16 protein-coding genes are annotated in these 19,908 nt (G+C 56.9%); 9 read left to right on the forward strand and 7 right to left on the reverse strand.

From position 1 onward, the window contains the following. Positions 1–14: 14 nt before the first annotated feature. Together msrQ and msrP are read right to left on the reverse strand one after the other, a co-directional pair. Positions 15–632: a protein-methionine-sulfoxide reductase heme-binding subunit MsrQ gene (msrQ, locus tag RZA33_RS11175; RefSeq protein WP_317507790.1), complete on the reverse strand. Its 618-nt coding sequence runs from the start codon at positions 630–632 to the stop codon at positions 15–17. Further along, complete coding sequence (gene msrP / locus RZA33_RS11180; RefSeq protein ID WP_317507791.1) at positions 632–1,648, reverse strand: protein-methionine-sulfoxide reductase catalytic subunit MsrP; 1,017 nt, start codon at positions 1,646–1,648, stop codon at positions 632–634. The genes msrQ and msrP overlap by 1 nt, the downstream gene beginning before the upstream one ends. Before the next feature lie 222 nt (positions 1,649–1,870). On the opposite strand from msrP, the gene RZA33_RS11185 reads away from it, so the two are divergent. The 5 genes from RZA33_RS11185 (at position 1,871) to RZA33_RS11205 (ending at position 7,258) form a co-directional block, all read left to right on the forward strand. Continuing rightward, on the forward strand, positions 1,871–2,851 hold the full coding sequence (locus RZA33_RS11185) for a DUF2157 domain-containing protein (protein WP_317507792.1): 981 nt from the start codon (positions 1,871–1,873) through the stop codon (positions 2,849–2,851). Next, positions 2,848–3,927: a DUF4401 domain-containing protein gene (locus tag RZA33_RS11190; RefSeq protein WP_317507793.1), complete on the forward strand. Its 1,080-nt coding sequence runs from the start codon at positions 2,848–2,850 to the stop codon at positions 3,925–3,927. The genes RZA33_RS11185 and RZA33_RS11190 overlap by 4 nt, the downstream gene beginning before the upstream one ends. After that, a complete protein-coding gene (locus RZA33_RS11195; RefSeq protein WP_317507794.1) occupies positions 3,917–4,444 on the forward strand; it encodes a GDYXXLXY domain-containing protein in 528 nt (175 codons plus the stop codon). The genes RZA33_RS11190 and RZA33_RS11195 overlap by 11 nt, the downstream gene beginning before the upstream one ends. A gap of 197 nt (positions 4,445–4,641) precedes the next feature. Beyond that, entirely contained in the window at positions 4,642–6,426 is a 1,785-nt protein-coding gene (locus RZA33_RS11200) for a mechanosensitive ion channel family protein (protein WP_317507795.1), read from the forward strand. A 76-nt stretch (positions 6,427–6,502) separates the two neighbouring features. After that, entirely contained in the window at positions 6,503–7,258 is a 756-nt protein-coding gene (locus tag RZA33_RS11205) for an alpha/beta hydrolase family protein (protein ID WP_317507796.1), read from the forward strand. Between the two features lie 71 nt (positions 7,259–7,329). Here RZA33_RS11205 and RZA33_RS11210 read toward each other — a convergent pair whose 3' ends face one another. Then, on the reverse strand, positions 7,330–10,794 hold the full coding sequence (locus tag RZA33_RS11210; protein ID WP_317507797.1) for an acyl-[ACP]--phospholipid O-acyltransferase: 3,465 nt from the start codon (positions 10,792–10,794) through the stop codon (positions 7,330–7,332). 102 nt (positions 10,795–10,896) lie between these two features. Here RZA33_RS11210 and RZA33_RS11215 point away from each other — a divergent pair, with 102 nt between their 5' ends. Beyond that, a complete protein-coding gene (locus tag RZA33_RS11215) occupies positions 10,897–11,763 on the forward strand; it encodes a putative RNA methyltransferase (protein WP_317507798.1) in 867 nt (288 codons plus the stop codon). Positions 11,764–11,891: 128 nt separating this feature from the next. Here RZA33_RS11215 and RZA33_RS11220 read toward each other — a convergent pair whose 3' ends face one another. Together RZA33_RS11220 and RZA33_RS11225 are read right to left on the reverse strand one after the other, a co-directional pair. Beyond that, a complete protein-coding gene (locus tag RZA33_RS11220) occupies positions 11,892–12,098 on the reverse strand; it encodes a cold-shock protein (protein WP_146876075.1) in 207 nt (68 codons plus the stop codon). A 254-nt stretch (positions 12,099–12,352) separates the two neighbouring features. Further along, on the reverse strand, positions 12,353–12,568 hold the full coding sequence (locus tag RZA33_RS11225; RefSeq protein ID WP_317507799.1) for a TIGR02450 family Trp-rich protein: 216 nt from the start codon (positions 12,566–12,568) through the stop codon (positions 12,353–12,355). 244 nt (positions 12,569–12,812) lie between these two features. On the opposite strand from RZA33_RS11225, the gene RZA33_RS11230 reads away from it, so the two are divergent. Beyond that, positions 12,813–14,075 (forward strand): dicarboxylate/amino acid:cation symporter, encoded by a 1,263-nt coding sequence (locus RZA33_RS11230; protein WP_317507800.1) that lies wholly within the window; start codon positions 12,813–12,815, stop codon positions 14,073–14,075. Positions 14,076–14,117: 42 nt separating this feature from the next. Continuing rightward, positions 14,118–14,600: a nucleoside deaminase gene (locus tag RZA33_RS11235; protein WP_317507801.1), complete on the forward strand. Its 483-nt coding sequence runs from the start codon at positions 14,118–14,120 to the stop codon at positions 14,598–14,600. A 64-nt stretch (positions 14,601–14,664) separates the two neighbouring features. Here RZA33_RS11235 and RZA33_RS11240 read toward each other — a convergent pair whose 3' ends face one another. Then, entirely contained in the window at positions 14,665–14,838 is a 174-nt protein-coding gene (locus RZA33_RS11240) for a YqaE/Pmp3 family membrane protein (RefSeq protein WP_009722289.1), read from the reverse strand. Positions 14,839–15,107: 269 nt separating this feature from the next. On the opposite strand from RZA33_RS11240, the gene RZA33_RS11245 reads away from it, so the two are divergent. Then, the gene (locus RZA33_RS11245; protein ID WP_317507802.1) at positions 15,108–17,072 is read left to right on the forward strand and encodes a TonB-dependent receptor; all 1,965 of its coding nucleotides are present in this window, start codon (positions 15,108–15,110) and stop codon (positions 17,070–17,072) included. 80 nt (positions 17,073–17,152) lie between these two features. Here RZA33_RS11245 and RZA33_RS11250 read toward each other — a convergent pair whose 3' ends face one another. Then, positions 17,153–19,666: a membrane-bound PQQ-dependent dehydrogenase, glucose/quinate/shikimate family gene (locus RZA33_RS11250; RefSeq protein ID WP_317507803.1), complete on the reverse strand. Its 2,514-nt coding sequence runs from the start codon at positions 19,664–19,666 to the stop codon at positions 17,153–17,155. Positions 19,667–19,908: the final 242 nt, after the last annotated feature.

A 19,908-nucleotide genomic window follows, 5' to 3' on the forward strand; every position in this document is an offset into this window, starting at 1 on the left:
AGGTGCAGACTGGCCTAGCGGCTCAGTCGATAGCGAATTTTGGGCAGCGTGCCGGCCACCGGCGGCAGTCGTGTAGCCATGATAAGCGCGGCTGCCAAAGCGTAAGCGGCCCATTCGCCCATATCGGCTCTCACGACCCAAAAGAAGTGCAACAGCACTAACCCTAGAATGGGATAAGCCAGCTTGTGCAACGGCTTCCAGCGTTTGCCCAGGCGCTTCATTGCCCAGCGGTTGGACGTGGCGCCGAGTATCGCCAGGCCGGTCAGCGCCAGCATGCCGACGATGATATAGGGGCGTTTGACGATCTCGCTGCCCAACAGCGCCCAATCAAGCCCCAGGATGAACAGCGCGTAGCTGAGCAGATGCAGGGTGGCATAGGCAAGCGTCCACAGGCCCAGCTGGCGCCGGATCAGCGCAAAGCCTTTCCAGCGGGTGAGCTTGGTCAGCGGAGTCAGGCACAGCGTCAGCAGCATCAACCACAGCCCACCGATGCCGAAGTGCAACAGCAGGTAGCGCCCTGGTTCGGGGCCGGCGTCGTTAGTCGCTACCTGCCAGCCCCAGAAGACCAGCGGGGCCAGCGCGGCGAGAAATACCCCTATGCGCCACGCCAGCCATGCACGCTTGCTTGCCATCAGTAATTTTCCTTCAGATCCATACCCGCGTACAGCTCGGCCACCTCGTCGCCATAGCCATTGAACATGCGGGTATCAATGGTATTGGAGTTGAACAGGGTGTTGGGCAGGCGGCGCTCGGTGGCCTGGCTCCAGCGGGGGTGGTCGACGTTGGGATTCACGTTGGCGTAAAAGCCGTACTCTTCAGAGGCGATCTTCTGCCAGGAATTCACCGGCTGCTCTTCCGTCAGCGATATCCGCACAATCGACTTGATGCTTTTGAAGCCGTATTTCCATGGCACGACCAGCCGCAGCGGGGCACCGTTTTGATTGGGCAATTCCCGGCCGTACATACCCATGGCGAGCATGGTCAGCGGATGCATGGCTTCGTCCATGCGCAGGCCTTCCACGTAGGGCCAGTCGATGACCGAGAACGATGACCGCTGACCGCGCATCTGCTCCGGGTCCACCAGGGTTTCAAAGCGAACATATTTAGCTTTGCTGGTGGGGTCGGCGCGTTTGATAATTTCTGCCAGCGGAATCCCCAGCCAAGGAATCACCATCGACCATGCCTCAACGCAGCGCAGGCGGTAAATGCGCTCTTCAAACTGCGATGGCTTGGCGAAGTCCTCCAAGGCAAAACGCCCACCGTTATTGACTTCGCCATCGACCACCACGCTCCAGGGCTGGGTTTCCAGGCTTCCCGCATGACGCGCAGGGTCTCCCTTGTCGGTGCCGAACTCGAAAAAGTTGTTGTAGTTGCTGGCGTCGTCATAGGGGGCGATTTTGTCTTTCTCGGGGTCGCTTGGTGTTACCGCCTTCCATTGGGTATCGCTGATTTTCTCTTGTAGCCACGCTGGCGCATCGCCGGCAGGCACATCCGAGTAGTCCTCGCTGGCGCGAACCTGGCCGGACAGGGCAAGGCCTGCACCAAGACCCGCTACGCCGCCCATGAAACGCCGTCTGGAGAGGTAGATGGACTCCGGGGTGACTTCGGATTCGTGCAAGTCGCTTGGTTTGGCAATTTTGATCAGCATGCGGTGCTCCTGCTGGATGAAGCCGACTGGGCTATGATGTCGAACTAAGGATGTATGTTTCGATCCGCTAACGGCTAAAAGGTTCTACATAACCTGTAACGAAATGAAGGGAAAAACAACCATTGGATGACGATTCCGCCGTTGCAACGGCCATTTGAGGGCGGCAGCCGAGCGCTGATGAAACATCATAACAGGGCTTAACTAATGCTTTTAGGGAGACACATGGCGGCAGAACGCCACGAGCTGGTGTCGTTGATTGACCAGGGGGCGATACCGCCCGAACAGGTGGCGCGTGCCGTCCAGGTGGCCAGGCTGCGTCCTTCGCCGCGTGCATTAGGGGTGTTTATTGACCGAGTGTTGCTATGGCTGGGAAGCTTGGCGCTGGCCTTCGCGGTGCTGTTTTTTGTGGCCTATAACTGGGCCGAGCTGGGTCGCTGGCCGCGTTTTGGCCTGGTGCAGGCGGCGCTCGTGCTGGCGGTAGGAGTCGCCGTTTGGGGCAATACTCACCGCTGGGTAGCCACCAGGGCCGCGCTGACCGCCGCGTCGCTGTTGGTTGGGGTGCTGCTGGCGCTGTTGGGTCAGGTGTATCAGAGCGGCGCCGACCCCTGGCAGCTGTTTTGCGTCTGGGCCGTGTTGATCCTGCCCTGGGTGTTGGTCAGCCGCTTTGAGCTGCTTTGGCTTGCCTGGCTGGCGCTTTTGAACACGGCGCTGTGGCTGTATTTTCGCACCTGGGGCGGGGCGCTCGACGCGTGGTTTGTCAGCAGCGATGCCATTTTCTGGTGGCTATTCGTGCTCAACACCACCGCGCTTGTGGTAGGCGAGTGGGGCGTGCAGCGTCGGCGCTGGTGCGTTAGCCCTTGGACCCTGCGCACCCTGGCGCTAGGCAGCGGTATACCCATTACGCTGTTGATGATGACGTTGATCGTCGATGCAACGGCGTTTTACATGCCCGCGCTAGGGGTTTACCCGTTATGGCTCGCGGCGTTGTATGGCGGTTATCGCTACGGGCGGCCGGATCTGTTGTTGGTGGCGGGCGGCTGCGTGTCGCTGATCTGCGTGGTGACGCTGGGCCTGGCCCGGCGGTTGTTATGGCAGGGCGAATGGCAGCCGGGTAGCTTGCTGATGTTGGCGCTGGCGGTATTGGTCATGGGTGCTGGCGCCGTGGTGTGGTTGAAACGGCTGCATACGGAGGCGCCCTTATGACCCATAAGGCGGCGTCTTTACGCGCCAGGTTGCACCAGGCGGGTATCGCAGTGAATGAAAACGACACGCAAGCGTCGCCGCCAATCCCCTGGTTCATACGCGTGCTGCAGGCGTTTTCCGGCTGGCTGGCAGCGATGTTCCTGCTCGGCTTTATCGCCATGGTCGCGGCGTCCGTGGTGGAGAGCACGCTGGGGTCATTGAGTTTGGGCGCCATGATGCTGCTGGCGGCGTTTGGGCTGTTTCGCGTGACGCGCAGCGACGTGGGCGAACACCTGGCGATTGCCGTTAGCTTGGCGGGGCAACTGCTGGTGGCTTGGGGCCTGGTCAATGTCTGGGAAACGTCCGCTTACCTATGGTGGGCGTTGCTGGGTTTGCAGGGCGTGCTGGCGCTGGTCATGCCCAGCCACACGCATCGTGGTTTTTCTGCCTTTGCCGCCAGCGTGGCGCTGTATATGGCGTTGGCGATGAGCGCCATGGAGCCGGTTGCCAGCGGCATGGTGTTGCTGGCCCTTACCGCGCTCTGGCTGAATGAGTTTCGCTGGCCGACGCGTATCACCCATGTGCAAGCATGGGGTTATGGCCTGTTGGTGGGCCTGCTGGTCATGCAGGGAATGGCCCATGCCGTCGGGTCGCTTTTGTATTTCGATGCCGGAGTGGAGGGGATTTGGGCGACGTTAGCACCCTGGCTGGGGGTGGCGTTGGTTGCGCTGGCGTTAGGCGTGCTGTTGTTGACGCGGCTTGATGCGTCACTTTCCGCCAGGGCGCGTGGGGCCGCCTTTGTGGGTGCGGTCGTGTTGCTCATTGTGACCTATCACGTGCCGAGCGTAGGGCAAGGCGTAGTGGTGATGCTATTGGGCGTTGCCGTTGGGCATCGCGTTCTGGTGGGGGTCGGGATGCTTTCGCTACTGCTGGGCATTGGCAGCTATTACTATTCGCTGGAGACCACGCTGCTGATGAAGTCACTTACACTGCTGTTGATTGGCGGGCTGTTGTTGCTGCTGCGCTGGGCGTTGCGCCGCTGGCTGGGTTCACCGACGCCACTTCAAGCCAACGGGAGCCGTGACCATGATGCTTAGTGCCAAGTGGCGCCGAATGGTGATTGTTGCGACCACGCTTCTGATTCTGCTGGTGGTGAACGCGGCGATCTGGGAGAAGGAGCAGCACTTGGCCGAAGGCGAGGTGGTGTATCTGGCGCTGGCGCCTGTCGACCCGCGCTCGTTAATGCAGGGCGACTACATGGCGCTCAATTTTGCGCTGAGCAACGAGATCCGGCGTGCGCTGCAAAGCCGCCGCGATGACGACGCATCCAGGCCGCGCGACGGCTACGCCATCGTGCGACTGGACGAACAGCGTGTTGCCCAGTTTCAACGGCTGGCGGAGGGCGAAAGCACGCTGGATAACGACGAACGGCGACTGCACTACCGCCTGCGCAACGGTCAGGTGCGGCTAGCCACCGATGCGTTCTTTTTCCAGGAAGGCCACGCCGAGCGCTATGAGGCTGCAAGCTACGGCCGCTTCCGCCTCAACGCCCAGGGGGAGCCCTTGCTGGAGTCGCTGCACGATGACGATCTTGACGCGCTGGGAGACGCCTGACCGGCCCTGCTGTCTACTCAGCCGTTGTACGCGCGCGAGTCGTCATCACGACGCCGCGCCTTGCTTCATCGGGTAAGGTAGACTGTACTTTGTGTCTTCACTGACAGGTATGGCCCGGTGTCAGCCCCTGGGGGTGGCCTGCAATCGGGCCTGTCGGTGGCTGGCAAATGGCTCATCTCAATCAAAATAAGGTACGTATGAAAGCAAAAAGCACGTGGCCCGTGTGGTGGGTGCTGGTGGTCATTCTTGTCGTGACCTTCTCTAGCCCCAGCACGGCGCAAACTCAAGGAGGAGAGAGCGGGAGTGATCGTTGGTTCAGCGTCGATTCGATCAATGCGGGGCTTGGAGAGGTCCCTGAAGAAGTCAATCGAGTAACGCCGCGCGAGGCAATCCGTAGTTTTCTGTCGCTGACCGATGAGGAGAACTACGAAGCCGCCGCGCATATTCTCAACCTTGCCGAATTTTCCAGTCAGGAGCAGCGCGAGCAAGGCGCTGAGCTGGCCCGACAGATGGCGGAGATTCTGCGGCGGGGCGAGTGGCTGAGCGTGTCGAGTCTGCCGGGGCGTGAAGACGCCGTCATCGAAGATTCCACGGGTCAAAATTCCCGTGCAGGTGAACCGCGCCGCAATATCGAACTGGCGTCGTTGCAGGCCGACGGCGAAACCTACGATATTCGGCTGGCCCGGTACCGCGTCGGTGAAGAGAAGCCGATCTGGCTGATCATGCCCATTAGCGTGACCTATATCCCAGTACTGTACGAACAGTACGGGCCCTCAATGCTGGAAAGCTACATCCCCGAACGCTTCCAGGCCTCATTCGGCCTGCTGAAAATCTGGGAGTGGATTGCCATTCCTATCTTCCTGCTGGTGGTCGGCATGGTCGGGTGGAGCGTTCACCGCCTGATTGGCTTGATGTCGAAGTGGCTGCCATCAGGGGTGTCGAGTATTTTTGCCAGCCAGGTCGGCATGCCTGCGGCAATGATCGTGATGTCGCTGTTCACGCAAATGTTGCTGGATTACGTGGTGTCGTTCTCGGCGGTGGCGACGACCACCTTCCGGGTCGTGCTGATCGCCATTATGGCCTGGGGTGTCGGCACCATGGCGCTGCGCTTGGTGGATACCATCATGCTGCGCATGATGCGGCGGCTGGTGGGCGAAATCGATGACACCAAACCCAAGGACGAGCGCAAACTGCTGACCACGCTGTACGCGCTGCGTCGGGTCATTATTCTGGTCACCGTGACCGGCGTATCGGTCTATATTCTCGGCCAGATCCAGATGTTTGAATCCATGGGGCTTTCGATTCTTGCCTCTGCCAGCGTGTTGGCGGTACTGGTAGGTGTGGCCGGGCAGGCGGTGTTGGGCAATATTCTGTCGTCGTTCCAGTTGTCGCTTGCCAAGCCTATCCGGATTGGCGATCTGGTGATATTCGAAGATGAATGGTGCTACGTAGAAGGTATTTTCTATACCTTTATCCGCTTGCGGGTATGGGATGACCGCCGGCTGATCGTGCCAGTGACTTATTTCGTCTCAAGGCCCTTCGATAACCTGTCGGTCAAGGGCACCAAGATGTACCGCTCGGTGACCCTTACGCTTCACCTTAGCGCCGACATCGAACTGATAAGAGAAAAGTTTCTGGAAGTTGCTAAAGAAGAAGATGACATTATCGAGCACCACAAGCTGCTGTGTTACGTGACCAATCAGAGCGGGGCGACACAAACCGTGACGTGCTATTTGATGACCTCTGACCCCATGGCCGGCTGGACGGCGGAAATGCACGTGCGTGAAAAACTCATGGCGTTCGTCCGCGATCAGCATCCCGATTGGTGGCCAAGAGACGTGGTGGTTATCAGCCACAACGATATCGCCCGGGGCGAAGGGCAAACCAAACGCTCGAATAACGCGCTCAGCGACGACGCATCGAGCAATGAAGTATCCGACACCCAGGCGCCTGGTGACCGGGATCAAAGCGAGTCCACGTAACCGGTGGTGAGCGGCCTGGGCAGGTTCAGCGTATATGGTAGTAAAGGCCGCTTACTGAGACAGGGAGTGTTTTTGCATGGTGTTACAAGTCGAGCAGCGTTTATTACCAGGCTGGGGCGTTACTTATGGCCCACCGGGCGATGGCCCTTTTCCAGCCGTCATGTTGCTGCATGGTTCTGAAGGCGCATGGGCGGGGTGGAGCCATCGTGACGCGATGCTATTCGCCGCCCATGGCTTCTTGGCATTCCCTTATGGCTACTCCAGCGGCGGTAATGCATGGAACGCGGGGCATATTATCGATTACCCACTGGATCGCAGTGTGGAAGCATTGAAAGCCCTACGGGAATTCCAGTTCGCTGATAAGCGGGTAGGGCTGTATGGCATCTCACGCGGCGCCGAGCATGCGTTATTGCTCGGCTCACTGATGGCAGGAGATAAGATCAAAGGTATGCCTGATGCCATCGCCGCGCACAGCCCGCCAGATGTTGTGTGCGGGGCCTTTGATGCACGTAGTTTTCGCGATGTGGGTGACCCCGGCTGGCAAGCCTGGGATGTCAGCAAACGCGCCTGGACATGGCGTGATAGTCACGAAGGCTTGCTGCCGACCACGCCGATAGAAATCGAACGCTACCCAGGGCCGTTAATGCTTTCCCATGGTACGAAAGACCAAATGTGGTCGGTTGAGATGACCAAACGTCTGGAACAACGCCTGCGCGAGCATGGCCGCTCCCCGGAAGTGCACTACTACGAAGGTGAGGATCATATTCCTAGTAGCTCAGTGCAGAATAAGCACTACGAGTTACTCCTGGATTTCTTTTCAAAACACCTGTAAGTCACTATTCACTATTTTCCCCTCCAAAAGCCCATATTGGCAGTTGCAGGCATCACCTTTTAACGCCTCAATTATTCCTCTACCAGTGCTTGAGCCAAACGTTTCGCCCCTGCAAAGTCCGCTTTTCCAGAGCCAAGGTGAGGGATGGTCTCCACCGTCAACCAGTGGCTGGGGATCATCATGGGTGGCGTACCGTTGGCGAGCATAGTGGCCTTGATGGTTTTGGCGTCTAATGCTGTTTCTGAAAGCAGCACAATGCGCTCGCCTTTGCGGCTATCGGGAATATTCACCGCCATCAGCGTGGTGTCTGAATCCTCTAGAGCTGCCTTAGCTGCCGCCTCAACGGCACTGAGGCTGATCATTTCACCGCCGATGTTGGCAAAGCGGGCGTAGCGGTCAATCAAGGTTAAGAAGCCGTCTTCATCGATAAAGCCTTTATCCCCCGTAATGTACCAGCGGTGGCCATCGGCCTCGTGGAGCGCCTTGGCCGTGCGGTTGGGGTCATTAAGGTAGCCTTGCATTATTTGCGGGCCACTAATCAATATCATGCCGGCCTCGCCGGTCGGCAGCTCTTCAAAGCTGTCAGGGTCGACGATTTTGAAGCTGGTGCCGGGTAACGGCATACCCACGGAGCCTGGCTTGCTGCCGCGTTGGATCGGTTGGAAATGAACGCCCATGGCGTCGGGAAGATTCACTGAAGCGACTGGGGCGATTTCCGTGGCGCCGTAGCCTTCATAAATAGGCTTATGGAATTTCAGCGCAAAGCTGGTACGTACGTTTTCATCGAGTTTTTCGGCCCCGGCAACTACTATCCTCAAGCTTTCCAACATCAGCGGGTGCACCTTTGTGCTGCGTACAAACAGCCTTAAAAAGCTGGAGGTGCCGAACATGATAGTGGCTTTGTGCTTGGCAATAGCGCCCGCAATGCCGGGGGCATCGGTGGGGTCGGCGTGGCATACCAACGGCAGCCCTTCAATCAGCGGTAGCAGTTGGGTGACCGTAAGGCCAAAGGCGTGGAACAGCGGCAGTGAGCCCATTACCACGTCGTTGCTCTGGGTGTTGAGCACGTCGGAGGTTTGCTTGATATTGGCCATCAGGTTGCGGTGGCTCAACATCACGCCTTTGGGTTCGCCTTCACTTCCGCTGGAGAACAGGATAGCGGCGGTGGCGTCGGCATCGTGGCCGTGGCAGAAACAGCGCTGTAGTAGCCACGTCGGCAATATCCGCACCGCAAGCCAGGTACTCAAGCGCTCAGCACGGCCAATCGTGCTTTGCAGGTCTTCTAAAAAAACCACCTGTTTTTCGTTGAGTAATTGGCGAACGTCGAGCCCGCGCTGCTCAAGCTTCTTCACAAAGCGCTGTGAGGTGAAGACGGTCGCGATTTTCGCCTGGGAAAGGGCGGAGGTCAGCGCTTCATGGTCGGCGGTGTAATTAAGATTCACCACCGTTTTACCCGCCAGCAGCGTGGCCATATTAGTGATAACCCCGGCGCTGCTAGTGGGTAGCAGTAGGCCAACGTTCTGCCCGGGGTTGAGCTTGCGAAGTCGCTTGGCCATCAGCAGGCTGGCGGTGAGCGCTTGGCTTGCGTTGAGTGGGCGGCCCAGCGTATCGGCCAGGGCAAGGTCGCTAGGGCGGCGCTTAACGCTCTGAATCCAGGCGTTAGGCAGGCTCGGGAGCTCGCCCATGGCCCGCTGCCAAGAGCGGGTAGCCTGCTCAAAAATACGCCGTTTAAGCACATCGGCAGAGGTGTCTTTGGGCAGCGGCTTGCCAAAAGCGACCACTACCGAGGAGCGGTGTAGAGGTGCATTGCGCAGCTCTTTAAGCTTGCTGGATGAGCGGGAGAACTGGCTGCCCCACAGGCCACGTAGATAAAAAGGCACAATTTTGACATCTGGATTCGCCATCTCACAGGCGCGCTCGTAGCCGCGGCGGAATTCGCCCAGTTGACCAGTGCGGCTGATCGCCCCTTCAGGAAAGAGGCACACCACCTCGCCTGCGTTGAGCTGTTCCGCCACATCGGCCAAGGCTTTTTCGGCACCGCTGCCGCGTTCGATAGGAATACAGCCCAAGGCTTTGAAGAACCAGCGCAGGTACCAACGCTGGTAAACTGATCTGAGCATTACGAATCGCACTGGGCGGGGGCTGGCAATCTGTACCATGGCCCAATCCACCCAGCTGATATGGTTGCCCAATAGCAGCACGCCGCCCTGGGCGGGCAGGTTCTGCAAGCCATGGACGTCGACACGATAGCGGCGAGTCAGTAAGAAGCTCAACAGAAAACGCACCAAGCTTTGGGGCAGCTTAACAATGGTGTAACCACCGCCCACCATGGCCACGGTAGCGATCAGTAGCAGCAGGTAGTGGCTATTCACTCCCGCCAACGCGAACAGCGCCGTGAGCACCAAAAAGCCCAGCATGGCGATGTTTTGAATCCAGTTGTTGGCGGCCAGCACGGTGCCTAGCTCATTATCGGCGGCGTGAAACTGAATCAGCGCGTTAAGCGGCACAATGAAAAGCCCGCCCATGATGCCGATAAACACAAAGTTCAGCGCCTGGCTTACGGGCGTGGTTAACAGCGGCAAGCACCATAAACCCACAGCCACCCCAACGGCGCCAACGGGAATCAAGCCGGTTTCAATACGGTTGTGGGAAAATTTGCTGGCAAATAGAGAACCCAGCGCAATCCCGATGCCGCTAGCGGCGAGAATACCCTGGAGCACTAAGGTGTTATCGATACTCAGGGCATCTTTGGCATAAGCGGGAAAGGCCGCCAGTAGCACTTGGCCCACTGACCAAAAGGTGGCAAGGCCGATAATGGAGAGCCTGATGACAGGCTGGCGAGCGATAATTCGCAGATTGTCTTTTAGGGCAGTGCCCTTGATGTAGCGCTGCCAGGTCAGCGGTGTATCTGACCGAGTAGCGTTATCAAGCGGAAGGCGGTAAAGCGTCACCACCTGAAGGGCGCTATTGAGCACCAGCAGCCAGCCCAGGGGGGCTATTTGGCGTAACAGCTGCGCTGGGGTTTGATCTTGCGGTGAGACCCAGGTCTCAAATAGCGCGGTAAACGCCACGGTGCCCGCTAGAATGGCGCCAATGGTAACGGCCTGGATCAGCCCGTTGGCTTCCGCCAAACGCGGCTTGCCGAAGAGCCCTTTTACCAAGCCGTATTTGGCCGGTGAGTAAAAGGCCGATTGAATCGCCAGCAGCAGCGTCATGGAAAAGGCCAGCCAGAACCAGCCCTGGTAGTAGGCGGCGGTGATGCCCAGTGAGACCACGACGGCGGCCCAGGCCGATGTGCGCAGAACACGTACCTTGGGATAGCTGTCAGCCACATGGCCCGCCGGGCTAAACAGCAAAATAAACGGCAGCAGGATAAGTCCGTTGACCAGTGCGGTGAGTACAACCTGCGCTTCGCCATCGTAACTTTTGAAGATCGTGTTCTGAATGACGATCTTGTGCCCCAGATCTACAAAGGCATTGAGGAAGATGGCCACTAGGTAGGGCCAAGCGCCCGGTATGCGCAGCAGTCGATGCATGGTGTGTTAGCCTTTAGCGTGTTTGAGCGTCATCGTATTCTTTAAACAGCACTTTCTTGGTCATTTTTTATCCACACTCTCTTATTTAATGATGAAACGCCTATGAGCATAAGCCCTTTTCAAGCGTTGGCATGCCCGCTGGATGGTGAGCCGTTATATGTGGCGGGCAATACGTGGCGCTGCCCTGATGGGCATAGCTTTGATATAGCCAAGCAGGGCTACGTTAATTTACTGCCTGTGCAGCAAAAGCGCTCCCATGATCCGGGTGATAGCAAGGCGATGGTGGCCGCTCGCCAGCGCTTTCTTAAAGCAGGGCATTATCAACCGATTGCCGAATCTGTCAGTCATGTTGTGTTGAGCCATGCCGAGGGTCAAACGGCAGGCAACCCGCCATTTAGCTGCCTGGATGCGGGCTGCGGTGAAGGTTACTATCTTCGCCAATTAGCTGACGTGGCGACTAACGCGCAGCCACTTTCGTTGATGGGGCTGGATATCTCTAAGTGGGCGGTACTGGCCGCAGCAAAACAGGATGCTAAGCAGGCACCGCTAATCAGCTGGGTCGTGGGTAGTAATGCGCACTTGCCGGTGCAGACAGGAACGCTGGATAGCGTGCTGTGCATGTTTGGCTTTCCGGTGGTTAGCGAGTTTGCCCGTGTGCTGAAAACCGGTGGCGTGCTGCTACAAGTTGAGGCGGGGCCCAATCACTTGCGGGAACTGCGAGAGATTATTTACCCTACGTTAAAAGCTGAGCGTTCTAGTGAGTCGGAAGCACCCGAAGGTTTTAACCACCATAACAGCGAGAAAGTAAGCTACTCGCTTGCACTCAATGGAAGTAACGAAATTGCCGATCTATTGGCGATGACGCCGCATCTTTACCGGGCCAGCGCTGAAGGGCGTGCTCGCGCAGCGGCGCTTGAGGAGCTGGTGGTGACAGTGGATGTGCGGGTGGTGCAGTGGCGACGTCTCTAGTTGCCCTCAAACGCAGCGCTCATACACTTCAAGCGCAACTTTTGTGTAGCCAAACGCAACAAGGCCCGCATAAGCGGGCCTTGTTATCCGAACCTCGAAAGGTTCGGGCAAACTGTTAACAATAAATGTTAAGAAGTTTGCTTGATGTTTGAAGCTTGAAGGCCTTTCTTGCCCTGGGTAACGTCAAAAGAAACGCTAGCACCTTCTTGCAGGGTTTTGAAGCCGTCTGCTTGAATTTCAGAGAAATGGGCAAACAGGTCATCGCCGCCGTCAGAAGGAGCAATAAAACCGAAGCCTTTAGTATCGTTGAACCACTTAACTGTGCCAGTAGACATAATAAAATCCTTTCGCGCAAATACGCTTAGTAAAGTTCCTGGTATCACCCAGATTAATAGCGGATAAAACAAGGAATACAATTACAGGCTTGCCGAAAGATTTCGTACACGTCTATCTCGTACATTTCTAAATCTTTTTCGTACACTTCTGAAACCATGCTTGCTTGCTAACCAACTGACGCTACAGTGTCACGAATTGTTCGAGGTGTCAAAGCCTTTCTTGGTTATCTTTCCTTTGAGTCCTGTGAGCGTCTCTATTGCCAGCCCATTCTCCACACGCTGTCGTCTTTTAACGCCTGCCAGGGAAGGCTGATTTCGCGGTGAGAGTGGATCGCTTCAATCACCACGTCCACTACGTTTTCTTCTTCATCGCGCAGTAGTTGGGTCACCATAAAGTGTTTTTCTTTGTTAAGCGGATGCGCCGCCGTCCATTTACTGTGGTGCAGCTTGTTGGGGTTGATTGCGTTCATTGGCACTCCTGAAAAATTTCGTCTTAAGTGGGTCGTCATGTCAGGCGTTTCCCGCAGATCGACAAGGCGATCACCCAAACTTCGCCCATCCAGTATATCAAGTCGACCCGTTTGCACCATGCGGGCAAGCCTTGCTTTGCTACCACCTACTCACTGGGTCGATATCGCTGTGCCACACTAATAAGGTGTGGTGTAGGCTTATCAAATTAGACCTACCAACTTCTTCAAATCTGTAGGGACGCAAATGACTCGTATATGGAAGGCCTATGCTCAGGCATCGTTGATTTTACGCGTCACTGTCGCGCTGGTGCTGGGCGTTGCGGTTGGGCTTGTTGGCGGTGAGACGGTGGCTGCCTGGCTAGCGCCGCTGGGGGATTTGCTGCTGCGGCTGCTCACGTTCCTGATTGTGCCCATCGTATTGTTTACGCTGATGGTGGGGGTAAACCAGTCCCGAGAGGGCAGTGCGGGGCGCGTTGGCGGCAAGGTGTTTTGTTATTACCTAGCCTCTTCAGCATTGGCAATCATGGTGGGGTTAACCGTCGCTACGCTGTTTAGTCCCGGCAGTGGGATGACGCTGGATGAGAGCGCTGATTTCTCTGTGCCCGACAATCCTGGCGTTGTCGATACGCTGCTGAATATTGTACCCAATAATATTATCGGCGCTTTCACCGAGCTTAATATGCTGGGCATTATTTTTACGGCGCTGGTATTTGGTATTGCGCTGTTAAAAATGCGTCAATCTGAGCGCCAGCATGCCATGGGTGAGCGGCTTTACGGTGTGATTGAAGCGCTCAACGAGGTCACCTTAAAGGTGATGTCGGGGGTGTTGCACTACGTGCCTATCGGCGTGTTTGCGATTGTCGCTGAAACGGTGAGCCAACAAGGTCTAGAAACGCTGCTGTCATTGGGTGATATGGTCGTTGTGCTGTATATCGCCCTGGCAACCCAGCTGCTGATTTATTGCGGCATCATGCGGCTGTTTGGCGTGAAGCTGCGTACTTTCTTCCGTGAGGCGCGCACGCCAATGGCCACAGCGTTTGCCACCCAAAGTAGCTCGGGTACGTTACCGCTAACGGTGAATGCTGCCCACCGCTTAGCAATTCCCAAAAGCATCTATGGTTTCAGTCTGCCGTTAGGGGCTACTTTAAATATGGATGGGGCGGCGATTCGTATAGCCATCTCGGCAGTATTTGCCGCCAACGTGATTGGTGCACCGCTAGATTTTATTAGTATGGTGCAAATAGTGTTAATCGGTACGCTAGTGTCGGTGGGCACGGCAGGGGTGCCGGGGGCCGGAATCATCATGATTGCCACGGTGTTTGCGCAAGTGGGCCTGCCGATTGAGACTGTCGCGCTACTCACCGCGATTGATGCACTGGTGGGGATGGGATGTACGGCGCTAAACGTGACAGGCGACTTGGTCGGCACCTCCGTGATAGCCCGTAGTGAAGGAGAGGCGTTGCAAGAAGAGCTTGTCGAAGAAGCGCCAGCGGCGGCAAAGGGGTAAATGCAGTGGGCCAATGGCTACTAGCTACTATAAGGAACGCACATGTTAAATGATCAAGAGTTTGCTTACTTAACCCGTGCCGTTGAACTGGCCGAAGAAGCCCTTAATGCGGGTGACGAACCCTTTGGTAGCGTATTGGTAAGCGCAGAGGGTGCGGTACTGGCGGAAGACCGTAACCGCATTGCTGGTGGGGATTCTACCCAGCACCCCGAATTCGCCCTGGCGCGCTGGGCTGCTCAGCATATGACGCCAGAGGCGCGAGCACTGGCGACGGTCTATACCTCAGGAGAACATTGCCCCATGTGCGCTGCTGCCCATGGCTGGGTTGGGCTCGGGAAGATTGTTTATGTCAGCTCATCCGAGCAGTTGAGTCGCTGGCTTGGGGATATGAGAGTCGCGCCACCGCCTGTCGCGACCTTGCCTATTCAACAGGTTGCGCCTGGAATCAAGGTAGAAGGCCCCATCGCTGAGCTGGATGAACGCGTTCATGAGTTGCACAAACGTCGCCATGCCAGCCCACGTTAATACGTAAAAAAGCCGCCTAAGCGTTAGCTTAGGCGGCGTCATTTTTACACGTTTCGATCAAACCCTAATGCTTCAATATCACATAAAACGCATGGATGATGCCTGGCACGAAACCAAACAGCGTTAAAATAATATTCAACCAGAAATGTCCTTTAAAACCGACCTCAAAAAATACGCCGAGTGGGGGAAGTATAACGGCAAAAATCATCTTGATTGGATCAGTCGCGGTAAACGCCATGAAGCCTCCTTTGCTTTCATTGGGGTAACGGTACAAGTGTAGGCACTGTTTTAGGTGCTATCCTTAAGTACGATCAAAAATATTATCCATACCTTAGCTGTCCCTATGCGACTAGCCGAGTAAAAGATCGTTCAATCTCGCCATCCGTTTCACCTTCAGTCATTGATGAGGGCCTTGTGCTAAAAGTAACCACCACGTCTTTTTGTTTATTAAGCTGTTTTGTTTCAGGTCAAAGCTGGGCCCAGGAAAGCTCGACGAGTGACAGTACGATGGCCACGTTGGAAGTCACGGCGCCACGCTTGTCCAGAGAGCTTTACGCTACGCCCGCCGCGGTTTCAACGCTCGACCGCGAGGCCATTGCTCAGGGCCAGCAGCGTGTGCGGCTGGATGAGTCGCTGGTGCGCGTACCAGGGGTGTTCCTGCAGAACCGCGATAATTTTGCCCAAGGCCAGCGAATTTCCATTCGTGGTTTTGGCGCACGCGCGCCTTTTGGCGTGCGTGGTATTACCATCATGGTCGACGGTATTCCCTATACGTTGCCGGATGGCCAGGCGCAGCTAGATGCCATTGACCTGGACAGCGCTGAGCGCATTGAGGTGATCCGCGGGCCTTCGTCAGTACTCTACGGCAATGCAGCGGGTGGGGTGATTGATGTCACCACCGCCGATGGGCGCGATAACCCAGGGACGAGCGTGCGTGTTGGAGCGGGCAGCGATGGCTACCGCAAAGCGTCGCTGCAAACCGGCGGCGCCCAGGGGGATTGGTCGCACCATGTGAGCCTCTCGGCGCTCAATGTAGACGGCTACCGCGAACAGAGTTCCACAGAAAAGTACCTGCTGAATGCCAAGCTGCGGCGCGAACTAGGCAGCGACCGCGCGTTAACCGCAATCATCAATCTGCTCGATAACCCGCGTTCTGAAGACCCCGGTGCTTTGAACGCCGGAGAAGTGGCCGCAGGGCGTGATCAAGCCGCGCCTAACTCGCTCGCCCTAGACGCTGGGCAAAACGTCGATCAACAGTTGCTGGGTCTACAGTACGAAGATTTGTCCGTCGGCACCGGTGAGCTTTACCTAAAAGGCTTTATTTCTCAGCGCGATTTTGAGCAGCAGCTGCCATTTGTGCATGGGTCAGGCAGCCGCATCGGCTATCAGCGTGATTACCTGGGCGCGAGTGCCGAGTTTCACCATGAAATCAGCCTGGGTAGCCTGCCGCTAAGCTACATCAGCGGTGTTGATGTGGCGCGCCAAGACGATGAGCGCTTTAGGAATGATGTTGATTCGCAGGGTGTGGTAGGCAGGCAGTTGGCGGAAGAGACCCAAACAGCAACCTCGGCCGGAGTATTTGCCCAGGGCGATCTTGCGCTGACCGAGCAGGTAACATTCTCGCTTGGCGCTCGCTTTGACCGGGTTGAATTGGAAATAGATGATCGCTACCAGAACGATGGCGACCAAAGTGAGGAGCAAACCTTCAACGAGTGGAGCGGCTCGGCGGGGCTAAGCTACCGTTATCGTCCGCAGCATCAGGCCTATATCAACACCGGCACGGCATTTGAAACCCCCGCGTTCTCGGAGTTTGCTAACCCTTCGGGCGGCGGTTTTAATCCCTCGGTGTCGCCACAAAAATCCTGGAGCCGTGAGATAGGGCTTCGGGGCTTCGTTGAAGCATTGTCGATGGATTACGATTTGGCGCTGTTTTCGGTGCGTGTCCGCGATGAGTTGGTGCCTTACGAAGAAGATGGGGGGCGCACTCTCTATCGAAATGCGGGCGATACCGACCGCGACGGCATTGAGTTGGCGTTGGGCTGGCAATTAGCCGACCAGTGGCGGCTGGATAGCGCCTTAACGCTAGCTCGCTATGAGTTTGATCGTTTTTCCACAAAGGCGGAGAGCTTTGATGGCAATCGCATCCCCGGCCTGCCTGAGCAAACCTGGGTGAATCAGCTTGCCTGGGAGAATCTGGATGAGCGCTTTGCGACCCTGGAAACCCAGTACGTGGGCGATATGGTCGCGGACAATGCCAACGAGACAGAGGTCGATAGCTACTGGCTAGTGAACCTGCGAGTGGGAGATGGCTGGCAGTTGGGTGGCGACACGCGGCTGAATGCTTACGTCGGTGTGCGCAATCTGCTGGATGAGGAGCACTATGCCAACGTGCGCTTGAACGGCTCATACGGGCGTTTCTACGAACCTGCCCCGGGGCGCAGCGTTTACGGTGGCGTGGAAGTCAGTTTTTAAAGCGTTGCAAACGTAAAAACGGGCGGTCCTCTTGCTTGAGGCCGCCCGTTTTTCGTTACGTTAGTGGTGCGCTGGCGCTATTAATCTTCCGGTAGCGCGTAACCAATCACGTAATCGCCCATCTTGGTGCCAAAGGTACCGTGACCACCCGCTGTGACGACCACATACTGACGGCCATCCTCACCGGTATACGTCATCGGCGTCGCTTGGCCGCCTGCCGGTAGGCGCGCTTTATACAGCTCTTCGCCGGTGGTGATGTCGTAACCACGTAGGTACTGATCCAACGTGCCGCTCAAGAACGACACTCCGCCAGCAGTCGTCAGCGGGCCGCCGAGCGCAGGAACGCCGACGTTCAAGCCAATGGGTAGATCAAACGGCATGCTGTCACGGGTGGTGCCATTAGGGTGCTTCCACACCACCTCGTTACTTTGCAGGTCGATACCGGCCACATCACCCCAGGAGGGCGCTTGGCAGGGCAGGCCGAGTACCGAGAGCAGCGGGCCAAGTTCCACGGCATAGGGTGCGCCCGCGTTGGCTTGCAGACCCTGTTCGCTCGCCGATCCCTGGCCTTCTTCGACTTGATCGCGGGGCACTAACGTAGACACAAACGCTAGGTATTTAGCGCCGGTGAAGAGGGCTTGGCGTTTAGGATCAACGGCGACACCGCCCCAGTTCATTACACCCACGTTGCCAGGATAGACAATGCTGCCTTCCAGCGAAGGCGGCGTGTATTGGCCCTCGTAGCGTAAAGAGTTGAGCTGAATGCGGCACATCATCTGGTCAAACGGTGAGGCGCCCCACATATCGCGCTCGGTGAGCGGTGGTGGCAGCAGGTTAAGCGCTGAGCGCGGCTGCGTCTCGGCTGTCCAGTCGCCTTCCACCGCACCCTGTGGCACGGGCACTTCTTCGATGGGCACAATCGACTCGCCGGTTTCACGGTTCAGCACATAGAGACTACCCTGCTTGGTTGGCTGAATAACCGCAGGCTGGGTGCCGTTATCGGTGGCTAGATCAATGAGCACTGGTTGTGCCGGTGTATCCATATCCCACAGGTCGTGGTGTACAAACTGGTAAACCCACTCGACCTGACCATCTTCCAGGTTAAGAGCGACTAGGCCAGCGCTGTAGGTTTCATCATTCTCGCTGCGGTCGGCGCCATATTGGTCGGGTGTAGCGTTACCCATCGGCAGGTAAACGAGACCCAGCGTTTCATCAACACTGATTGGCGCCCACACGTTAGGAGAGTTGCGCGTGTAGCTTTCGCCTTCGGCTAATGGATCGGTGTCGTCAGGGTTGCCGCTATCCCAGTTCCACACCAGCTCGCCGGTATGTACATTAAAGGCGCGGATAACGCCGGACGGTTCATCAATAGAGCTGTTGTCGGTGACATGGCCACCCAGAATAATCAGGTTTTCGGTCACGGTGGCGGGCGACGTTGAGTAATAACCACCTGGAGAGAACTCGCCAATATTGTTAGTCAGATCGATTTCGCCGTTATCGCCAAAGCTGGCACACCGCTCGCCCGTGTCGGCATTCAGCGCAATCAAGCGCGCATCCGCCGTGGGCAGGTAGAGCCTGCGCGGGCACATAACGTCGGTTTCACTGACCATCATTAGCTGCGTGCTGTCGTTTTCTTCAACACCGAATAGTAGAGATAGGAAGGAGAGATCCAGGCTGAAAATATCGCCGTCATCGAAGATATCGAAAGAGCGCGCCGCTTCGTCGTTAGGCGTGCTCTCAGTCGCTGCATAGCTGGCCGCATCGTAGTAGGCGAGGCCGCGGCAAGTCATGTGCGCCCAGCCGGAGAAGTCATCCGCCCCCATGGTGCTAATCTCGGGGTCAAACGACCATAGAGTTTCACCGGTTTCCGGGGAAAGCGCCATCGCGCGGCTATGGGAGGTACAGATATACAGGCTGTCGTTCACTTTTAACGGCGTATTCTGATTGGTGATCTCCGGGGGCGCATTAGGGCCTGCTTCGTCACCGGTTTGCATACGCCAGACTTCTTCAAGCTCGCCGATGTTGTCGGGCGTGATCTGCTCAAGCGAGGAGTAGTGGGTGCCCGCGTTAGTGCCGCCATAGGCAGGCCAATCATCGCCCGCCACCTGGGCAGGGTTAACGCTCTCGGCTGTGGCTTGGCGGTTATTGGCCAGCGACCCTTCGATACTGCCGGGGTCGCTAAATTGGCTGGCAATGGCGACGATAACGGCGGCCGCAATGCTGCCCACTAGCGCTAGACTGCCGCCCTTTGAGCGCAGCGGTTTACGCCACCAGGGCAGCAGTAGCAGAATGCCGATCAAACTGAGGATGGCAACGCGGGGGACTAGTTGCCACCAGTCCAGGCCGACTTCCCAAAGCGCCCATGCAAGCGTTGCAAAAAGCGTCAGCGCATAGAGCCAGAGTGCGGCGCCACGGCGCATAGCGAGTAAAATGCCGCAGGCAATAATGCTAAGCCCGGCAATTAAGTAGTAGGCGCTGCCGCCCAGGCTGAGTAGCTTGCCGCCACCGACGGCCAGCGCCAGGCCCGCGACGAATAGCAGCAGGCCCGCAATGACGGGCGGCCATTTGCGGTAATTGCGCGTACTTCCTTCCATGAGATGTCCCTTCATTGATGTGTTGCTGCGCTTAATCCAGTGGCCAAGCGCCGAACCCACAACGCGCGCTAACCCATCGACAGCGCCGATGGGTTAGAGCACACCTTGATTATCAATGATTTTAATTATCAATTCGCCATTGGTCTAACGATTTAATTCTTTTATATTAGGCGGGCACCCTGCCACGACGTATTTATCGCCGCAGCAGGGAGAAACAGCGGGAGTCTTAAGTCGCCTTATTT

The organism is Halovibrio sp. HP20-59 (assembly GCF_033052795.2).
GTDB lineage: Bacteria > Pseudomonadota > Gammaproteobacteria > Pseudomonadales > Halomonadaceae > Vreelandella.